The 18,705-nt window shown below is 56.1% G+C and carries 14 protein-coding genes; 8 read left to right on the plus strand and 6 right to left on the minus strand.

Annotated features, from left to right (window positions below):
- The first annotated feature begins 17 nt into the window (after nt 1-17).
- Genes RX972_RS11265 through RX972_RS11280 form a run of 4 tightly spaced genes read left to right on the plus strand, consistent with a single transcriptional unit; the run spans nt 18 to nt 3,904 of the window.
- The gene (locus RX972_RS11265; protein WP_027901137.1) at nt 18-1,028 is read left to right on the plus strand and encodes an ABC transporter permease subunit; all 1,011 of its coding nucleotides are present in this window, start codon (nt 18-20) and stop codon (nt 1,026-1,028) included.
- 11 nt (nt 1,029-1,039) lie between these two features.
- On the plus strand, nt 1,040-1,951 hold the full coding sequence (locus tag RX972_RS11270; protein ID WP_122395561.1) for an ABC transporter permease subunit: 912 nt from the start codon (nt 1,040-1,042) through the stop codon (nt 1,949-1,951).
- Between the two features lie 10 nt (nt 1,952-1,961).
- Nucleotides 1,962-2,930, plus strand: coding sequence for an ABC transporter ATP-binding protein (locus RX972_RS11275; protein ID WP_316875094.1), 969 nt, complete (start codon nt 1,962-1,964; stop codon nt 2,928-2,930).
- On the plus strand, nt 2,930-3,904 hold the full coding sequence (locus tag RX972_RS11280) for a peptide ABC transporter ATP-binding protein (protein WP_027901140.1): 975 nt from the start codon (nt 2,930-2,932) through the stop codon (nt 3,902-3,904). The genes RX972_RS11275 and RX972_RS11280 overlap by 1 nt, the downstream gene beginning before the upstream one ends.
- A gap of 250 nt (nt 3,905-4,154) precedes the next feature.
- On the opposite strand, the gene RX972_RS11285 is transcribed toward RX972_RS11280, so the two are convergent.
- Complete coding sequence (locus RX972_RS11285; RefSeq protein WP_316875132.1) at nt 4,155-6,680, minus strand: sulfite reductase flavoprotein subunit alpha; 2,526 nt, start codon at nt 6,678-6,680, stop codon at nt 4,155-4,157.
- 441 nt (nt 6,681-7,121) lie between these two features.
- Between RX972_RS11285 and RX972_RS11290 the strand changes: the two genes are divergently transcribed.
- Together RX972_RS11290 and RX972_RS11295 are read left to right on the plus strand one after the other, a co-directional pair.
- Complete coding sequence (locus RX972_RS11290) at nt 7,122-9,377, plus strand: alpha-xenorhabdolysin family binary toxin subunit A (protein WP_316875096.1); 2,256 nt, start codon at nt 7,122-7,124, stop codon at nt 9,375-9,377.
- Nucleotides 9,378-9,468: 91 nt separating this feature from the next.
- On the plus strand, nt 9,469-10,299 hold the full coding sequence (locus tag RX972_RS11295; RefSeq protein WP_316875098.1) for a hypothetical protein: 831 nt from the start codon (nt 9,469-9,471) through the stop codon (nt 10,297-10,299).
- Between the two features lie 110 nt (nt 10,300-10,409).
- Here the strand turns inward: RX972_RS11295 and RX972_RS11300 are convergent, their stop codons facing one another.
- Nucleotides 10,410-11,573, minus strand: coding sequence for a type III PLP-dependent enzyme (locus RX972_RS11300; RefSeq protein WP_027901326.1), 1,164 nt, complete (start codon nt 11,571-11,573; stop codon nt 10,410-10,412).
- A gap of 806 nt (nt 11,574-12,379) precedes the next feature.
- Between RX972_RS11300 and RX972_RS11305 the strand changes: the two genes are divergently transcribed.
- Nucleotides 12,380-12,571: a DUF6124 family protein gene (locus tag RX972_RS11305; protein ID WP_316875101.1), complete on the plus strand. Its 192-nt coding sequence runs from the start codon at nt 12,380-12,382 to the stop codon at nt 12,569-12,571.
- A 290-nt stretch (nt 12,572-12,861) separates the two neighbouring features.
- On the opposite strand, the gene RX972_RS11310 is transcribed toward RX972_RS11305, so the two are convergent.
- From RX972_RS11310 to RX972_RS11325, 4 genes are read right to left on the minus strand one after another with little or no spacing between them, the layout of a single operon-like run.
- Complete coding sequence (locus RX972_RS11310; RefSeq protein WP_027898180.1) at nt 12,862-14,028, minus strand: betaine/proline/choline family ABC transporter ATP-binding protein; 1,167 nt, start codon at nt 14,026-14,028, stop codon at nt 12,862-12,864.
- On the minus strand, nt 14,025-14,678 hold the full coding sequence (locus RX972_RS11315; protein ID WP_027898181.1) for an ABC transporter permease: 654 nt from the start codon (nt 14,676-14,678) through the stop codon (nt 14,025-14,027). Before RX972_RS11315 ends, RX972_RS11310 begins: the two co-directional genes overlap by 4 nt.
- A gap of 13 nt (nt 14,679-14,691) precedes the next feature.
- Nucleotides 14,692-15,585 (minus strand): glycine betaine ABC transporter substrate-binding protein, encoded by an 894-nt coding sequence (locus RX972_RS11320; RefSeq protein WP_316875104.1) that lies wholly within the window; start codon nt 15,583-15,585, stop codon nt 14,692-14,694.
- A gap of 15 nt (nt 15,586-15,600) precedes the next feature.
- Nucleotides 15,601-16,314, minus strand: a complete 714-nt coding sequence (locus tag RX972_RS11325; protein WP_027898183.1) for an ABC transporter permease — start codon at nt 16,312-16,314, stop codon at nt 15,601-15,603.
- A gap of 344 nt (nt 16,315-16,658) precedes the next feature.
- Here RX972_RS11325 and RX972_RS11330 point away from each other — a divergent pair, with 344 nt between their 5' ends.
- Entirely contained in the window at nt 16,659-18,242 is a 1,584-nt protein-coding gene (locus RX972_RS11330; protein WP_027898184.1) for a peptide chain release factor 3, read from the plus strand.
- Nucleotides 18,243-18,705: the final 463 nt, after the last annotated feature.

The raw sequence follows: 18,705 nt of genomic DNA on the forward strand, positions 1-18,705 counted from the left end.
ATGAGGAACACACCACGATGTTTAGTTTTATCGCCCGCCGAGTGGGGTTGTTAATACCCACGTTTTTCGGCATCACTTTACTGACCTTTGCCCTGATCCGCCTGATTCCGGGCGATCCGGTTGAAGTCATGATGGGTGAACGCCGGGTCGATCCGGAAATGCACGCTCAGGCCATGGAACGTCTGGGTCTGAACAAACCTTTGTATGCGCAATACCTGGATTACGTCGGCAAGCTCGCCCAGGGCGACCTTGGCGAATCGTTGCGCACGCGAACCAGTGTGTGGACCGAATTCACCGCACTGTTCCCTGCAACTCTGGAGCTGTCGATTGCGGCGCTGATCTTTGCGGGCATTCTCGGACTGCTGGCCGGTGTCATCGCGGCGCTCAAACGGGGCTCGTTATTCGATCACGGGGTGATGGGCATTTCCCTGGCGGGCTATTCGATGCCGATCTTCTGGTGGGGCCTGATCCTCATCATGTTCTTCTCGGTGACACTGGGCTGGACGCCGGTCTCCGGCCGTATCGACCTGCTGTATGACATCCCGCCAAAAACCGGCTTCATGCTGATCGACACGTTGCTCAGCGATGAAGAAGGCGCTTTCCTCGATGCCCTGCATCACTTGATTCTGCCTGCCATCGTGCTCGGTACTATTCCGCTTGCAGTGATCGCGCGGATGACCCGCTCGTCGATGCTGGAAGTACTGCGTGAAGACTACGTGCGGACCGCTCGTGCCAAGGGCCTGTCGCCTGCTCGCGTGGTGTTCGTGCATGGCCTGCGTAACGCGCTGATCCCGGTCTTGACCGTGTTCGGCCTGCAAGTCGGCGCCCTGCTCGCCGGTGCGGTTCTGACCGAAACGATCTTCTCCTGGCCGGGTATCGGCAAGTGGCTGATCGAAGCCATCGGCGCCCGTGACTACCCAGTGGTGCAAAACGGCATTCTGCTGATCGCCTGCCTGGTGATCCTGGTCAACTTCGTGGTGGATATCCTCTACGGCTTTGCCAACCCACGCATCCGTCACCAGCGCTGAGATCATTACCTATGAGCACACCTACTCCTTCGGTAGCAGTCGATCAAAGCCTGCTTTACCCCTCGCCGTACAAAGAATTCTGGCAAGCCTTTGCGAAAAACAAAGGTGCAGTTGCCGGTCTGATGTTCATGACCCTGATCGTGTTCTGCGCACTGTTCGCCCCATGGGTTGCGCCGCACGACCCGACCCACCAATACCGCGACTTCCTGCTAACCCCACCGTCCTGGCTCGAAGGCGGCCAATGGCAATTCCTGCTGGGCACCGACGAACTGGGCCGTGACCTGCTCTCGCGCCTGATCGAAGGTTCACAACTGTCGCTGCTGATCGGTTTGTCGTCTGTCGTCATGTCGTTGATTCCGGGCATCCTCCTGGGCCTGATCGCCGGGTTCTTCCCACGCATTCTCGGCCCGTTGATCATGCGCCTGATGGACATCATGCTCGCCCTGCCTTCGCTGCTGCTGGCAGTGGCCATTGTCGCAATCCTCGGCCCTGGCCTGATGAACACCGTGATTGCTATCGCCGTCGTTTCGCTGCCTGCGTATGTGCGTCTGACCCGCGCGGCGGTCATGGGCGAACTGAACCGTGATTACGTGACGGCTGCGCGTCTGGCGGGCGCTACCCTGCCGCGCCTGATGTTCATCACCGTGCTGCCTAACTGCATGGCGCCGCTGATCGTTCAGGCCACCCTGAGTTTCTCCTCGGCAATCCTCGACGCCGCGGCGCTGGGCTTCCTCGGTCTGGGCGTACAACCGCCAACGCCTGAATGGGGCACCATGCTCGCTTCTGCGCGGGACTACATCGAACGCGCCTGGTGGGTAGTGAGCCTGCCTGGCTTGACCATTTTGCTCAGCGTGCTGGCAATCAACCTGATGGGCGACGGGCTGCGCGATGCGCTGGACCCGAAACTCAAAAATGCCGCCTGAGGAGATTCGCATGTCACTTTTGGAAATCAAGAATCTCAGCGTCCGCTTCGGCGACACCAGCGCCGTGCCGGTTGTCGATGGCCTGTCGTTGAACGTCGAAAAAGGCGAAGTCATGGCAATCGTTGGCGAATCAGGTTCGGGTAAATCCGTGACCATGATGGCGCTGATGGGCCTGATCGATCACCCAGGCGTGATCACCGCCGACTCGCTGAACTTTGACGGTCACGAGTTGCTCAAGCTCAGCTCGCGTCAACGTCGCAAAATCATCGGTAAAGACATGGCGATGGTCTTCCAGGACCCAATGACCGCGCTGAACCCGAGTTACACCGTTGGCTTCCAGATCGAAGAAGTTCTGCGTCAGCACTTGAACCTGTCCGGCAAAGCGGCGCGTCAACGGGCCCTTGAATTGCTGCAGAAAGTTGAAATCCCGGGCGCGGCCTCGCGTCTGAATGCCTATCCGCATCAATTGTCGGGTGGCATGAGCCAGCGCGTGGCGATTGCCATGGCGATTGCTGGCGAACCGAAGCTGCTGATCGCGGACGAACCGACCACTGCACTGGACGTGACGATTCAGGCGCAGATCATGGACCTGCTGCTAAGCCTGCAAAAAGAGCAGGACATGGCACTGGTACTGATTACTCACGACCTGGCGGTCGTGGCTGAAACTGCCCAGCGCGTCTGTGTGATGTACGCAGGCCAGGCCGTTGAAGTGGGTCAGGTACCCGGCTTGTTCGACGTGCCAGCACACCCGTACAGCGAAGCACTGCTGGCGGCGATTCCGGAGCACAGCATGGGCGCCGAACGTCTGGCGACCCTGCCAGGCATGGTTCCGGGCCGTTATGACCGCCCTCAGGGCTGCCTGCTTTCACCGCGCTGCCCTTACGTGCAGGAAAACTGCCGCACCCAGCGCCCGGGCCTTGACCCGAAAGCCCACAGCCTGGCGCGTTGCTTCTATCCCTTGAATCAGGAGGTGGCGTAATGAGCGTCGTTCTTACCGCCCGCGACCTTACCCGTCACTACGAAGTCTCCCGTGGCCTGTTCAAGGGCCACGCGTTGGTGCGCGCCCTGAACGGCGTGTCGTTCGAACTTGAAGCCGGTAAAACCCTGGCTGTGGTTGGCGAGTCCGGCTGTGGCAAGTCGACCCTGGCCCGCGCCTTGACCCTGATTGAAGAGCCCTCTTCCGGTTCGCTGAAAATCGCCGGTCAGGAAGTCACCGGCGCCAGCAAGGAACAACGTAAACAACTGCGCAAAGACGTGCAGATGGTTTTCCAGAGCCCGTATGCGTCGCTCAATCCCCGGCAGAAAATTGGTGATCAGCTCGGCGAACCGTTGCTGATTAATACCAGTCTGTCCGCCAAGGAGCGTCGCGAGAAAGTGCAGGCGATGATGGCTCAGGTCGGTTTGCGCCCTGAGCACTATCAGCGTTATCCGCACATGTTCTCCGGTGGTCAGCGTCAGCGTATCGCCCTGGCACGCGCCATGATGCTGCAACCAAAAGTGCTGGTGGCAGACGAACCGACTTCCGCGCTGGACGTATCGATTCAGGCACAGGTGCTGAACCTGTTCATGGACCTGCAGCAGGAATTCAACACGGCTTACGTGTTCATCTCCCACAACCTGTCGGTGGTGCGTCATGTCGCTGACACGGTGTTGGTGATGTATCTGGGTCGTCCGGCGGAAATGGGTCCCAAGGAGGAGATCTACAACCGTCCGCTGCACCCGTACACCCAGGCTTTGCTGTCGGCGACTCCGACGATTCATCCGGACCCGCTGAAGCCGAAGATCAAGATCGTCGGCGAGCTGCCTAACCCGCTCGACCCGCCAAGCGGCTGCGCCTTCCACAAGCGTTGCCCGTACGCGACCGAGCGCTGCTCTACCGAAGAACCGGCCCTGCGTCTGGTCGACAACCGCCAGGTTGCCTGCCATTACGCTGAGCAGTTTGTGGCGGCGTAAATTCAAAGGTTGATGATAGACCTGTAGGAGCCGAGCTTGCTCGCGATGAACGATTACGCGGTGTGGCTTATGGCTGCGTCTCATGCATCGCGGGCAAGCCCGGCTCCCACAGTCACTATCTGAGTCCACGCAGAACCTGTGGGAGCTGAGCTTGCTCGCGATGAACGATTACGCGGTGTGGCTACTGCCTGCGTCTCATGCATCGCGGGCAAGCCCGGCTCCCACAGGTCCTCACTCCGGCCATAAATCTCTAATAAACATCCCTTCGATACCGTCCTTCCTCGATCAACTCTCCCACCGCCTGCTCACCCAGGATTTTGATCAACGCCGCGTCCACTCCCGCCGCCATGCCTTCCAGGCTGCCGCAGATGTAAATAGAGGCACCGTCGGCGAGCCACGCTTTTAACTCGCCAGCGGCCTGAAGCATGCGATCCTGCACATAAATCTTCTCAGCCTGATCACGAGAAAACGCCAGATCCAGCCGCGCCAGTTGCCCTGCTTCCAGCCACGACTGTAATTCGTACCCACAAAGAAAGTCATAGGCCTGATTCCGCTCGCCAAACAACAACCAATTGCGCAACTGCCCCTGCGCGATGCGCGCCTTGAGCAAGCTGCGCAATCCGGCCAGCCCGGTGCCATTACCTAACAGGATCAAAGGACGTGAATCATCCGGCAGGTGGAAGCTACTGTTACGTCTAACCCTCAAACTGACCACTTCATTAAGCTCAACATGCTCCGTCAGCCAACCGGAGCCCAACCCGAGACTGCCATCGGGATGCAGTTCCTGACGCACGATCAATTCCAGCACACCATCCTCGGCGATAGACGCGATGGAGTACTCACGCGGGGCCAACGGCACCAGCGCATCAATCAATGCCTGAGCATGCAGCCCGACAAGATGTGCCCGATGATGAGGCAGTTGGCGACTGGCCAATGCCACTTCGATGGGTTCTTCCAGCCCGCCGATATTCACGTGTGTGCTCACCGCAATACCCAGCCCGGCGAGGAAATCTTCCACGGCTCGCGGGCTGTTGCGTGGCATCACCTCAACCAGATCGCCGGCCTCCCACGTGATCGACGGTGGCGGTGTCAGGCCGAGCAGAAACACTTTCGAACCGCTGCTACCCGGGTTGAGCCATTCGCGCCGTGACAGCGTCCAGTTGTCATAAGTCGGAGCCTGCCAGAGCGCAGCCGGTGTATTGCCAGTGAGCTGCGCCAACTGCTGCTGCCAATGCTGCAAGGCCAGTGGGTCTGCGCTGTCTACTTCCACGGACGCGAACAACGACTGGCCGCCCCGCTCTTTCAGCCAGTCCTGCAAGCGATGGGCAAACGCACAGAAATGTTGATACTGCCGATCGCCAAGCCCCAGGACGGCGAAACTGAGTTTATCCAGTGATAGCTCTGCGCCGAGTAGCTTGCGCTCGAAAGCCCGGGCGCTGTCCGGCGCTTCACCGTCGCCGAACGTGCTGACCACAAACAGCGCGTTACGGCTTTGGCTCAAATCCTGTTCGGTGACATCAGCCAGGCGCTGAACATTCACCGGCATCCCGGCCGCCTGTAATTGCCCGGCAGTCTGCCAGGCCAACTGTTCGGCAAACCCGCTCTGGCTGGCAAAACCGATCAGCCATGCAGGCCCTTCAATATTACTGGCGACTCCTGCACGGGCATTGCGCACATCACGCTTCTTGCGCCGACGGTCGAGATACAGCAGCCAGCCCGTGATAAAGAACAGCGGCATCATCAGCGATGCAACGGTCATGATGATGCGCCCGGGCATGCCGAAATAACTGCCCACATGCAGGCTGTAATTGCTGACAAGCAACTGCGCACCGAAGCTTTTTTCGCTGTAACGGGACACCGCACTGACGTTGCCTGTCGCAGGATCGAGGGTGATCTGGTTGAGCGCCCGCGGATGTGGCGAATCCTTGAGCAGGTAGAAAATCGTTGCGGGCTGACCGGCCGCGTTAGGCAAACGGATATTGTATGAAGCCAATCCTGGACCTGCCGCCGACTGAATGCTGCTCCAGATAGCGACATAATCCGCCTTGGGGGCTGGCTCGTTTTTACCTGCCGGACGCATGCCACCGCCCCGCCGCTGCTCGCCGATGGGCGCATCGCCGAGCAAGGCGTGCATGCCATTACTGAACCAGTCGTAAGACCAGTTCAAACCGGTGACGGCGAACAACAGATAGAACAGCAGGCACCAGGTGCCAAATACCGAATGCAGGTCCCAGTTGAAGCTGCGTCCCTTTTTGACCCAGTCCATGGTCAGCCAGATACGCCAGTTCAGAGCCTTGCGCGGCCAGCGCAGATAGAGCCCGGACAGACAGAAAAAAATTAGAATCAGCGTGCAGGCAGCCGTGACCTGCTTGCCGTATTCCCCCATGGCCAGAAAGCGATGCAGCTTCAACACGAAATCAAAAAAACCGGCACCAGCGGCGTCGCCAGTGACTTCGCCGGTGTATGGATTGAAGTTGCGCATCGGCCCACGCCGCTCGCCGGGGGCCGGGGTGAAATAAACCTGTGCAGCTTTGTCGCCGACGGTCTGTACGCGCAGGATGGCCACCGTCAGCCCCGTTTCGGCTTCCAGTTTGCGAACCAGCTCCACCGGTGGCAATGGGGTACCACGCGCCTCAATAATCAGAGCATCCGGGTTGATCCATTCAAGAATCTCATCCTCGAACGAATAAAGAGCGCCGGTTATGCCCATCAACGCCAGCACCAACCCGGCCGTGATGCCGAAGAACCAGTGGACTTGAAACAGAATCTTCTTCAGCACCCTTACGACCTCATGGACCCGCAATGCGGCGCATTATGCGCCTAAAAGGGATGAATTCTCATCTGTATCTGGTTCCTGAAGACGCAAGGGCGATTGTATTCACCCGCTGCCGCGCTGCAGAAGACACATCGTGTAGGAGACAACGTGTAGACAAGGTGACCGTTGAGACAAATGGGGTAAGACGCTTCGCCAAGAACTAAGCGCCTGGATAATACAAAAGGGCGTTGACTCAGGAACTGCAACGGCGAGGTCAATACGAGCGCCAAGAAACTGCCAAAGGTTGAAATATGAAAATTTCAACTCACTACAAATCCAGACTTACTTCCTGTTTTGACCAACCTTCAACCCGCACCTAGCCTAGCGAGTGTGCAGGAGGAAACTGCACACCTGAAAGCACCTACACACTGTCAGTACTCTATTCATTAAAGGATTAATGAAATGACTTATCAAGATGATACGGCTGCGGATGATGACACCCTCGCCGAAGCCGCCAGTAAAGCCCCAGAAGTCTTAATGGACGGGTCCCTCGGCCTACTTCCAGATTCAACTCGTCCCCCTGGATTAACGCTGACAAAAGAACAGATCAAGAGTATCAAGCGCTATGAAATGGCAGGCCTTGCGCTTCCAATAACCCTGGGTGATGTGATTGGCTACCTTGGCTACAACGAAGGTGAAGGTGCGGGCGAATACCTGGAACCAAGGGAGTTTCTGAAAAGCTTCGAGAAAATCAACGCACATGCCCGCACCTGGAACCCATTACGTACCAGGTTGATCGGAATGACCAGCAAGCTGGAGATATTTGCCGATGAAATAGCGAACAATGGTGTCACCATGTCATTGATTTTCAATGACGTGGACGCCCTGAAGAAACTCCCTGCGTACAACATCAAGACACTGGCAGATATTCGCAAGCTTAAAGATGAACTCGGCGATCGCCTCAAGGAATTCAATCTTGACGCAGAGGATAAATCGACCGTCAGCCAATTCAGCATTTTCTTGAACAACATTCTGGACGCGGTGCGGCGTCAACAATCCGAAGCGCACGATATCAAGAAAGACCTTGGTAAATTCAGCGAAGAGTTGGCCCAAAAAGTGCTCCCCGAGATTAAGTTCAAGGTAAGGACGATCAATAACAGCAATCTGGAAACGCTCATAAAAGACCTCAGTACCGACATTGAACAACGGGCTGACCTTATCGAAAAACTCAACGATGCCTACAAAAAAACGGTGAAAGATGCTTTGAGCGCGGCGTCTACAATGAACATTGCTGGCCTCGGCATAGCCATTTACAACGGCATTAACGCAGAGAAAATTCGAAGTGATCTCAAGAAAGAACGCGACATACAGAAAAATAAAATCGAAGAAATGCGCACGAAAAACAAAGTTCTCGCCTCATTGCATCGAGTAAGAGCCGACTTATTGGACCTGGACATTATCGTCGTTGATGCAGATATTGCCACCAAAAACCTGGAGAGCGTGTGGCTCAATATTACAAACTACCTCGATGCGTCCGTCGAGGGCGTAGACAGGATTAATGATGCACTCGGTTTGTATGCGTTCTTCCACGAATTTAATTCCGTGATCAACCCTTGGAAAAGAATTGGCCGTGACGCAGTGTTACTGTACGAGGTCTTCGACCAGGCTGATAAAGAATTTCGTGATGAGTACAATTCTAATTTAAATATGCGCGCCCGGAGCCCGATGCCCATGAACACCCCTGTGTATTTTGATGCGCCTGATACGACCATCATTCGAAACTCGAAAGACGCCTGTAATTCGACAATGATAGATGCCAAAGTGTACCACACTGCGACAGACTATTTACCGAATGTCTTTGCCAAGTTCACAGGCCTGAACGAAGGACTGAATGCTGCTCACACTGACTTGTCTGCTTCACTGCAGCGCATCTATGTTTTTCTGGAGATCCCTCTCGAGGAAATCGATAAGTTTCATAAAGATATCAAGGAGCAAGACCTTGATGACGAAGCACTGGAATATATTTCCCAACGCATATCGAAAGCTCGGGATAATGCAATAAGCAAAACGGGCGAATTGACAAAAATACTGGCCGGTCATCTGCGCTCTTTACGCGATACGTTCAACCGTCAGTCAACCCTGAGGTCCCTTGCAGAACTCCAGACCCAGGCGACTGGCCTGCCTTTGGAAATAGACGGGTTTGTAGAACGTAAAGCCGTGTTAAGTGGCGAACTACTTGCCTTGGATAATGGGATCAAGGCGCTCGAAAACAAAGGCCTGGCTGAGATTGGTGAAGAAACCATCTTGAATGCCGAAGCACTCGCAGCGCTTCAACTGGGCGGTCCACCCGCCGCCGCGCTCAAGGTCGCCCTCGATCTATTGCAGAAGTCGCTCGTGGTCCTTGAGGCTTCATTGAACTATCAAGGGCTGCTAAGCCTGCGCACAAGCCTATATACGCGAATAGATGCCGAACAGCAGAAAATCAGAGCTAAAAATGATGACCTCTGGCGGGTCGGACAGCACACCAAGCTCATTGAATCCTTCCACCACTTTGACGATGAGCGGGTGCTTTACGCTCAGGAATACTCGAAAATCGTCAATTCTTTAGAGTCGTTCGTGAATAAGCACACGTCAACTCCAAGCGACGACGATGAATCTGTCCAGCAATGGATTCAGGACGCCAGGGCAGCGATGAATTATTTGCCAACCCTCCGCTAAAGCGACTCAGAAGATAGTCTGAGGGGAGGGCTTTGCTCTCCCTGTTAGTGACTGGTCGTGTCCAGAATCACAAGAATGAGCGAGCAAAACAATGACTTCAATTAATGAAAATGATGTCGCTGGGCTTAATAACTTCAAACTCTATCTTGAACGTTTTCCAGCGTCCATCGACAGCTTCTTGACCAATCTTGCCCTGCCGCTACTGGGTAGCGGCCAACACCCAGCAATGAATGATACCGCTGCACGCGCCAAACGCGATATCCAGTTATGGCCTGATAACGCAAAAGCGCTACGTCTGGTACATCAGGGCGTTACCCCGCTGATCTGCGACACCAATGAGTTGCTTACGCAGGTCACGCTCTACGAAAAACCAGAGGGTACCGACCCTATTCGTGAAAATCTGAATACGTTAGTGCTGCATACGGAGCCATTCAACATGAACGGTAAGCTCGGCATCAGCCCTTCCAGTAAAACCTACGATGTCACGTATTTCCTGTCGCAAAAGCTCATTCACTTTGAAGACTCGCTTTATGATGCGATTCAAGACATGGAACAGATTCAGAAAACTGCCAGTGACGTTATCCCGCGCACTGTTGACTTCATGAAGGTCAAGATTGCAGAGCATGAAGCCCGGCATCGCAAGCCTGATTCCACGTTTGCAGGGCCTGTGCAAAAACAACTGGATCTGGCCAATCGCAGCCTTGACGCCTCACGAGCTGAATATACCTGGGCCTTGGAAGCCGCCGGGAATCTGCTTGGTTACTGCACTCGCTTGCGCGGCATGCTGTACGACTCCAGAACACAGATGATGCTCATCAGTGACAAGAGCAATGTGAGGACCTTCATTCTCCAGATGAATCTGATGGGCTCTCGCCTGACCCAGGCCGAACGCATGATTAATAAAGCTCAAGCGGTGTTGTAAACAGTCAGAATGCTGAGCCTGTGCACGTGCGTGCAAAACAAACCTGCGCTCATAAAAAAACCCGCGATCGCTCGCGGGTTTTTGTTATCCAGCTTTAACAGCCGTGACGCTTAAACGTAGAACGATTTCAGCGGCGGGAAGCCATTGAACTCTACTGCGCTGTAGCTGGTGGTGTACGCACCGGTGGACAGCCAGTACAGGCGGTCACCGATGGCCAGGTTCAGCGGCAGGCCATACTTGTAGTTCTCGTACATGATGTCGGCGCTGTCGCAGGTGGGACCGGCGATGACCACTTCTTCCATCTCGCCTTTCTTCTCGGTCCAGATCGGGAACTTGATGGCTTCGTCCATGGTTTCGATCAGGCCGGAGAACTTGCCCACATCCGTGTACACCCAACGCTCTACTGCGGTGCGGGATTTACGCGAGACCAGCACTACTTCGCTGACCAGAATACCGGCGTTGGCGATCAGCGAACGACCCGGCTCCAGAATGATTTCAGGCAGGTCATCACCGAAGTCTTCTTTCAGGTAGCGAATGATTTCTTCAGCGTAGGTTTCCAGGCTGTTGGTACGGGTGATGTAGTTGGCCGGGAAGCCGCCGCCCATGTTGATCAGCTTGAGGACAATACCGTCTTCTTCTTTCAGACGCTCGAAGATCACTTTGACCTTGGCGATCGCTGCGTCCCAGACGCTGATGTCGCGCTGTTGCGAACCGACGTGGAACGAAAGGCCGTAAGGAACCAGACCCAGGTCACGAGCCAGAATCAGCAGATCCATGGCCATGTCGGTCTGGCAGCCAAATTTACGCGACAAAGGCCAGTCAGCCGTGGTCGAGCCTTCGGTCAGGATACGCACATAGACTTTCGAACCCGGTGCAGCCTTGGCGATGTTGCGCAAGTCGGCTTCGGAGTCAGTGGAGAACAGACGCACGCCCTTCTCGTAGAAGTAGCGGATGTCCTTGGACTTCTTGATGGTGTTGCCGTAGCTGATGCGGTCGGGAGTGACACCGCGGTCCATGACCTTGTCCAGCTCATAGATAGAGGCGATGTCGAAGCTCGAGCCTTTATCCTTGAGCAGGTCGATGATTTCGACCGCCGGGTTGGCTTTGACGGCGTAGTACACCTTGGCGAATTCGAAACCTGCGCGCAGGTCATCGTAAGCCTGACTGATCATCGCGGTATCGATAACCACGAACGGGGTTTCTTGCTTGTCGGCAAACGCCTTCATTTTGTTGAAGGTGTCGCGCTGGAAATAGTCTTCGACCTGGATCGGCATGCTACGGACTCCACTGGGCAAACAAATGAATAAATGGGTGCATATGAACGTCCTCCGTGTGTATCCCCACTTTGGTTCGCCTACTTCCCAAGGCATGTCCGCCGAAAGCAAAAAAGGCCATCTGGAGGTCGCCTCCCGTGGCCTTGCTGTCTCGTCGTCAGTACTTGAGCCGGATGGATCGTTTCCAGCTTGGACGTTCGGCGCGAACTGTAGGACCTGAGGGGTTAGAGATCAACAAAAAATGTCGCATTTGCAGACGTTTCTGCCGGATCGGCTCGTGTGCCCCATTGTAGTAACGGACCTGTGTGACAGCTTGATGTTCATTTTTGAGGTGAATGGGCAATGAGCTGGCTCATTCTCGGTAGCTCTATCACCGCAGAACCTGTGGGAGCCGGGCTTGGTCTGGGCGGCATTCCGACGATGAGGGCACCGCGTATATCAAGTCAATCGCGTTCAGCCTTATCGCGGGCAAGCCCAGCTCCCACAAGACGGGGATTTCCTACAAAAAATGTGACGATTGCGAATGACCCGTCCCTATCTCTCGTGTGAAGTTTCCTAGAAACTCAAACCCGCTTGCGCCCGCCATTTCCCGGAACTAGCCTGCGCTCCGCCACTGTAAATCAGTGGTCGGGTGTGAGAGCCCGGTTGCAAAAAAGGGTGCATCAGTCCATCAGATATGGCGGCTGTGTGCAGGCAGACTTCGGTCTGGCCGGTTTCCCTTTGACTGGTCTCTCACCCTGTACACAGCTGCCACCCACTTCCGTGTGAGAGCGACAAGTGATGGCTCCAATCTAAAGGGATACATCATGACGAAAACCACCCTGGAACAAGACCTCCAACGCGTCAGCGACCTCCTCCGCTGCGCAGCCGCCACCGCCTACGAATCCAGCGACCATCTCACCGGCCAGAAACGCGACCTGGCGTTTTCGGTGGTGCACCTCGTCGAGATTGCGCAGGGGCTGGTTGAAAGATCGTTGGTTGGCGTGGAAACAATTTAATTGCGAAGCTGCGATCCATGTGGGAGCAGGGCTTGCCCGCGATAAACGATAACGCGGTGAGCCTGCTGAATCTGGCATCTGAATCGCGGGCAAGCCTCGCTCCCACATGGGAATTGCGTTCATCCTGTTGAACCCGCTTTAGCCGGGAGGACGTCCGGACATTCGCTACATGTTCTTCGTCAGGAATAAGCACTCCCGGCTGAAGCCGGTCCTAAGAGGAGGCGCAACGGTCGGTCCACGGGATGGGCTTCGCCACAAGCCCCGCGCCATTGCAGCGCGGGGCTTTTACATCAGGCCTGCGCGTCAGCCGCAATCTCAGCCGGCGAAACAATGCTGGTCTTGCCACCACGGGAACGCCCGGAGCTCAGGTATTCCGCAATCGATTCCTGTGTCACTTCGCCCAGGAACACGTTCTCGGCATCCAGCACCGGCAGCCAAGAGCGGTTGAATTCGTACATGCGCGACAGCAGGATGCGCAAGTGTTCGTCGTAGGCCGCGGTGGCGTTGAACTGACGCAGGAACGGCAGGCAGGTGCCGGTCTGGCGATGCAGGTCACGACGGCGCACATAACCCATGGCCTTGTTCTCGGCATCGGTGACGACGATGTAGCGACGGTCGTTTTCGTCCATCACTTCCAGCGCATCGGCCACAGGTGTTTCCGGGCTGACCGATGGTGCGTTGTCCGCAGCATCTTCGGCTTTGACCAACAGCAGACGCTTGAGCGTGCTGTCCTGGCCAACGAAGCTCGACACGAACTCGTCTGCCGGATGCGCCAGCAAGGTGTCCGGGTGGTCGATCTGCAGCAGTTTGCCTGCACGGAAGATCGCGATCTTATCGCCCAGCTTGATGGCTTCGTCGATATCATGGCTGACCATGATCACGGTCTTGTTCAGCGCACGCTGCATTTCGAAGAATTCGTTCTGGATCATCTCGCGGTTGATCGGGTCGACCGCACCGAACGGTTCGTCCATCAACAGCAAAGGCGCATCAGCGGCCAGGGCACGGATCACACCGATACGCTGCTGCTGACCGCCGGACAGTTCACGCGGGTAGCGATGCAGGTACTGCTTGGGCTCCAGCTTGATCATGCTCATCAATTCGCGAGCACGGTCGTGGCAACGCTTGGCGTCCCAGCCCAACAGTTTTGGCACCACTACGATGTTTTCTTCGATGGTCATGTTCGGGAACAGACCGATCTGCTGGATCACGTAGCCGATGTTGCGACGCAGGGTCACTTCGTCCAGATCGGTGGTGTCTTCACCATTGATCAGCACCTTGCCGGAAGTCGGCATGATCAGACGGTTGATCATTTTCAGGGTGGTGGACTTGCCGCAACCCGACGGGCCAAGGAAGACGCAGATTTCGCCTTCGTTGACGGTGAGGCTGACCGAATCGACAGCCTTCACTTCTTTGCCGTTGCTTTGGAAAGTCTTGGTGAGGTTTTGAAGTTCGATCATTTCAGTAATCCTTTTGGAGTCAGCGCACGTTGCAGCCATTGCAGGAGAAGGTCAGCGATGATGGCCAGAATACTGACCAGCACCGCGCCGACGATCAGCATCGACATATCGCTGCGGCTGATTGAAGCAAGAATAAGTACACCCAGACCGCCAGCACCGATGGTGGCGGCGATGGTCATGACGCCGATGTTCATCACCACGGCAGTACGCACGCCAGCGAGGATCACCGGCACGGCGATAGGCAGCTCAACCATGCGCAGGCGCTGGCCGAAGGTCATGCCGATGCCTTTGGCGGCTTCGCGAATACCCGGTTCCACGCCTGTCAGTGCCAGATACGTGTTGCGCATGATCGGCAGCAGCGAATACAGGAACACGGCGGTGATCGCAGGCATCGGGCCAAGGCCTTGACCGAACTTGGAGTAGAACGGCAGCAGCAGACCGAACAGGGCGATCGACGGCACGGTCAGCAGCACGGTGGCGCTGGCCTGCAGTGGACCGGCGAGCGCCGGGAAGCGGGTCATCAACACACCCAATGGAACACCGACCAGAATCGCCAATGTCACCGCAATGCCGACCAGCGTGATGTGCTGCCCGGTCAGTTGAATGACCTGAGCCCAATCCAGATGGGAGAAGGCGGCAAAAATACTCATATCGTCTCCTTCCTTAGTTAAGTGGGTGCTGCTGCAGGAACTCTGCTGCAACTTTGGATGGGCTTTCATGACCGACGTCGATGCGAGCGTTGAGGTCGATCATGGTCTGGTTGTCCAGCAGATCAGCCAGTGGCTTGAGCAACGTGGCGATTTCCGGATGCTTGTCCAGATACTCTTGACGGATTACCGGGGCGGCGGTGTAGTCCGGGAAGTAGTGTTTGTCGTCTTCAAGCACTTTGAGCTTGAAGGCGTTCAAGCGACCATCAGTCGTGTACACCAGACCGGCAAACACTTGACCGTTGCGCAGTGCGGTATAGACCAGGCCGGCGTCCATCTGGCGAGTGTTCTCACGACCGAGATTCATGTCGTAATGCTTGACCATGCCGATCAGGCCGTCGGAACGGTTGGCGAACTCGGTGTCCAGCGCTACGACATGACCCTCTTTGGCTTCGTCTTTGAGGACTTTGGTCAGGTCGGTCATGTTGTTGACCTGCGGGTATTTGTCCGCGATTTTCTGCGGCAGCGCCAAGGCGTAGGTATTGTTGAATTTCGACGGGGAAAGCCAGACCAGGCCTTTCTTCGCATCGACTTCTTTCACACGGGCGTAGGTTTGTGCGCTGTCGAGCTTTTCATCGATGTGGTTGTAAGCCACCAGCGAGACGCCGGTGTATTCCCACAGCAGATCCAGCTGACCGCTTTCCTGCGCACTGCGCGCCAGGTTACTGCCCAGACCGCCAGTAATTTGCACGTCGTAGTTTTTGGTACGCAGGTATTGCGCAGTGAGTTCAGCAAGCATGGTCTGCTCGGTAAACACACGAGCGCCAATGCGCAGCAGCGGTTTGTCCGCCGCTTGGGCAAATGCCGGAAACAGCATGGCAAAGCCTAGAAACAAGCATAACTTTTTCATTGGTATTCCTTTCGCTCAGCGAGTCAGGCCACGTTCCAGCCAGGTACGACTGGCAAGAGTCACCAGACCATCAAGCAGCAACGCCAGCAGAGCGGTACACGCTGCGCCCAGCACCAGTTGCGGCTGATTGTTCAAGGCGATGCCCGGGAAGATCAGACTGCCAAGGCTGTTGGCACCGATCAGGAAGGCCAGAGGCGCGGTACCAACGTTGATGGCCAGTGCAACACGCACACCACCGACGATGATCGGTACGGCGTTAGGCAATTCGACTTGCCACAGGACTTGGCGCGGCGTCATGCCGATACCGGTGGCTGCTTCCTTGAGTGAACCCTGAACGTTTTTCAGGCCTTCGTAGGTGTTGCGTACGATGGGCAACAACGAGGCGAGGAACAGCGCGAAGATCGCAGGCCCACTACCAATCCCGAGAATCCCGAGGGCAATGGCCAGAACGGCGAGAGGGGGAACGGTGTTACCAATGTTGAAGATCTGCATGAAGCGTTCGGCACGGCCAACCATGCTTGGTCGACTAAGGGCAATGCCCGCCGGGATCCCGACCACGAGGGCCGCCAACATTGAAACCAGAACCAGAATCAGGTGAGCTTGCAGATAGAACAGCAGGTCATCCTGGTATTGCTTGATAGTACTGATGCCGATCCAGTGGATCAGCAGGGCCAGGAGTGCGATCACAACCGCACCTCCAATCAGCCCCTTGCCATAGCGATTAGCCACAGGCGGACTCCTTATTTCAGTCGGCGAACGCGTTGCCGTGACCGACCCTTGCGGGTGACCAGGAATAACGTTCGCGAAGAGCAGCGGGTGGGTCGCCATTGAGGTTGCCCTCGGCGAAAACACAAGCCATTAGCGCAGCTTCGTCAAGCCAACATGCTGATGAATCAGCCCCTGAAGTTGGCCGTTTTACTGGCCTTGACGGGGGAATGGACGTCTCCACGATCTGAAAGGTTCCCATGAAAGATGCTATTTAGCCATTGCGCATCGACTGAACGGTTCGGTTCTTGTCCCGAATCAGGCTATAATCTGCGCCCTTTTTTGACTCACCTGCCAGGCGATTTCCCATGACCCAACAGGCCGCCGAAGTCGCGAAACGCCGCACTTTCGCCATTATTTCCCACCCGGATGCGGGTAAAACCACCATCACAGAAAAACTGCTGTTGATGGGCAAGGCCATTTCCGTCGCTGGCACGGTGAAATCTCGTAAATCAGATCGTCACGCGACATCCGACTGGATGGAAATGGAGAAGCAACGCGGCATCTCCATCACCACCTCGGTTATGCAATTCCCGTATCGCGATCACATGATCAACCTGCTCGACACCCCGGGCCACGAAGACTTCTCCGAAGACACCTATCGCACCCTGACTGCCGTCGACTCGGCGCTGATGGTGCTCGATGGCGGTAAAGGGGTTGAGCCACGGACCATCGCGCTGATGGACGTTTGCCGTCTGCGTGATACGCCGATCGTCAGCTTCATCAACAAGCTCGACCGTGATATTCGCGACCCGATCGAGTTACTGGACGAGATCGAAGCAGTCCTGAAGATCAAAGCCGCGCCGATCACCTGGCCGATTGGTTGCTACCGCGACTTCAAGGGTGTCTATCACCTGGCTGACGACTACATCATTGTGTACACCGCCGGTCATGGCCACGAGCGCACTGACGTTCGTATCATCGAGAAGCTGGATTCGGACGAAGCCCGCGCTCACCTTGGCGACGAGTACGACCGTTTCGTTGAACAACTGGAACTGGTGCAAGGCGCCTGCCACGAGTTCAATCAGGAAGAGTTCATCAACGGTCAGCTGACGCCGGTGTTCTTCGGTACTGCGCTGGGCAACTTTGGTGTCGATCACGTACTTGATGCCGTTGTGAACTGGGCGCCGAAGCCTTTGGCCCGTGTTGCCAATGAGCGTACTGTTGAACCGGTTGAAGAGAAGTTCAGCGGTTTCGTGTTCAAGATCCAGGCGAACATGGACCCGAAGCACCGCGACCGTATCGCGTTCATGCGTATCTGCTCGGGCCGCTACGACAAGGGCATGAAAATGCGCCATGTCCGTTTGGGCAAAGACGTGCGGATCGGCGACGCGCTGACGTTCTTCTCCTCCGAGCGTGAAATGCTTGAAGAGGCCTATGCGGGCGACATCATCGGTTTGCACAACCACGGCACGATCCAGATCGGCGATACCTTCACCGAAGGCGAAAGCCTGGGCTTCACCGGTATCCCACACTTCGCCCCGGAACTGTTCCGCCGCGTGCGTCTAAAGGATCCGCTCAAGTCCAAGCAATTGCGTCAGGGCCTGCAGCAACTCGCTGAAGAAGGCGCCACTCAGGTGTTCTTCCCGCTGCGCAGCAACGACATCATTCTCGGCGCGGTCGGTGTGCTGCAGTTCGATGTGGTGGCAAGCCGCTTGAAGGAAGAATACAAAGTCGAATGCGCTTACGAGCCGATCACGGTGTATTCAGCCCGCTGGATCGATTGCGCGGACAAGAAGAAGCTCGAAGAGTTTGAAGTCAAAGCGGTGGAAAACCTGGCAATGGACGGCGGCGGTCACCTGACCTACCTGGCCCCAACACGGGTTAACCTGGCCTTGATGGAAGAGCGCTGGGCGGATGTGAAATTCCGCGCAACGCGTGAGCATCATTAAGTAAAAGATGCGCGGTGTATCTGACACCGCGCCGCTTGAACATTGCATGAATGCCCGGACTGAAACCGGATTTCTGTGGGAGCGAATTCATTCGCGAAGAGGTCAGACCTGAATAAAATCCGGGTCTGACACACCGCTTTCGCGAATGAATTCGCTCCCACAGGGAAATGCGCCACATCCACATCGATAACTACCGCACCACCACCCCCACTCCCCTGCCCACAGATCAGAGCGGGCGCTGGGCGGATGTGAAATTCCGCGCTACGCGTGAGCATCATTAAGTAAAAGATGCGCGGTTCTGACACCGCGCCGCGCCGCTTGAACATTGCATGAATGCCGGACTGAAACCGGATTTTCTGTGGGAGCGAATTCATTCGCGAAGAGGACAGACCTGAATAAAATCCGGGTCTGACACACCGCTTTCGCGAATGAATTCGCTCCCACAGGGAAATGCGCCACATCC

Source organism: Pseudomonas syringae group sp. J309-1 (assembly GCF_032582135.1).
GTDB classification, from domain to species: Bacteria; Pseudomonadota; Gammaproteobacteria; order Pseudomonadales; family Pseudomonadaceae; genus Aquipseudomonas; species Aquipseudomonas quasicaspiana.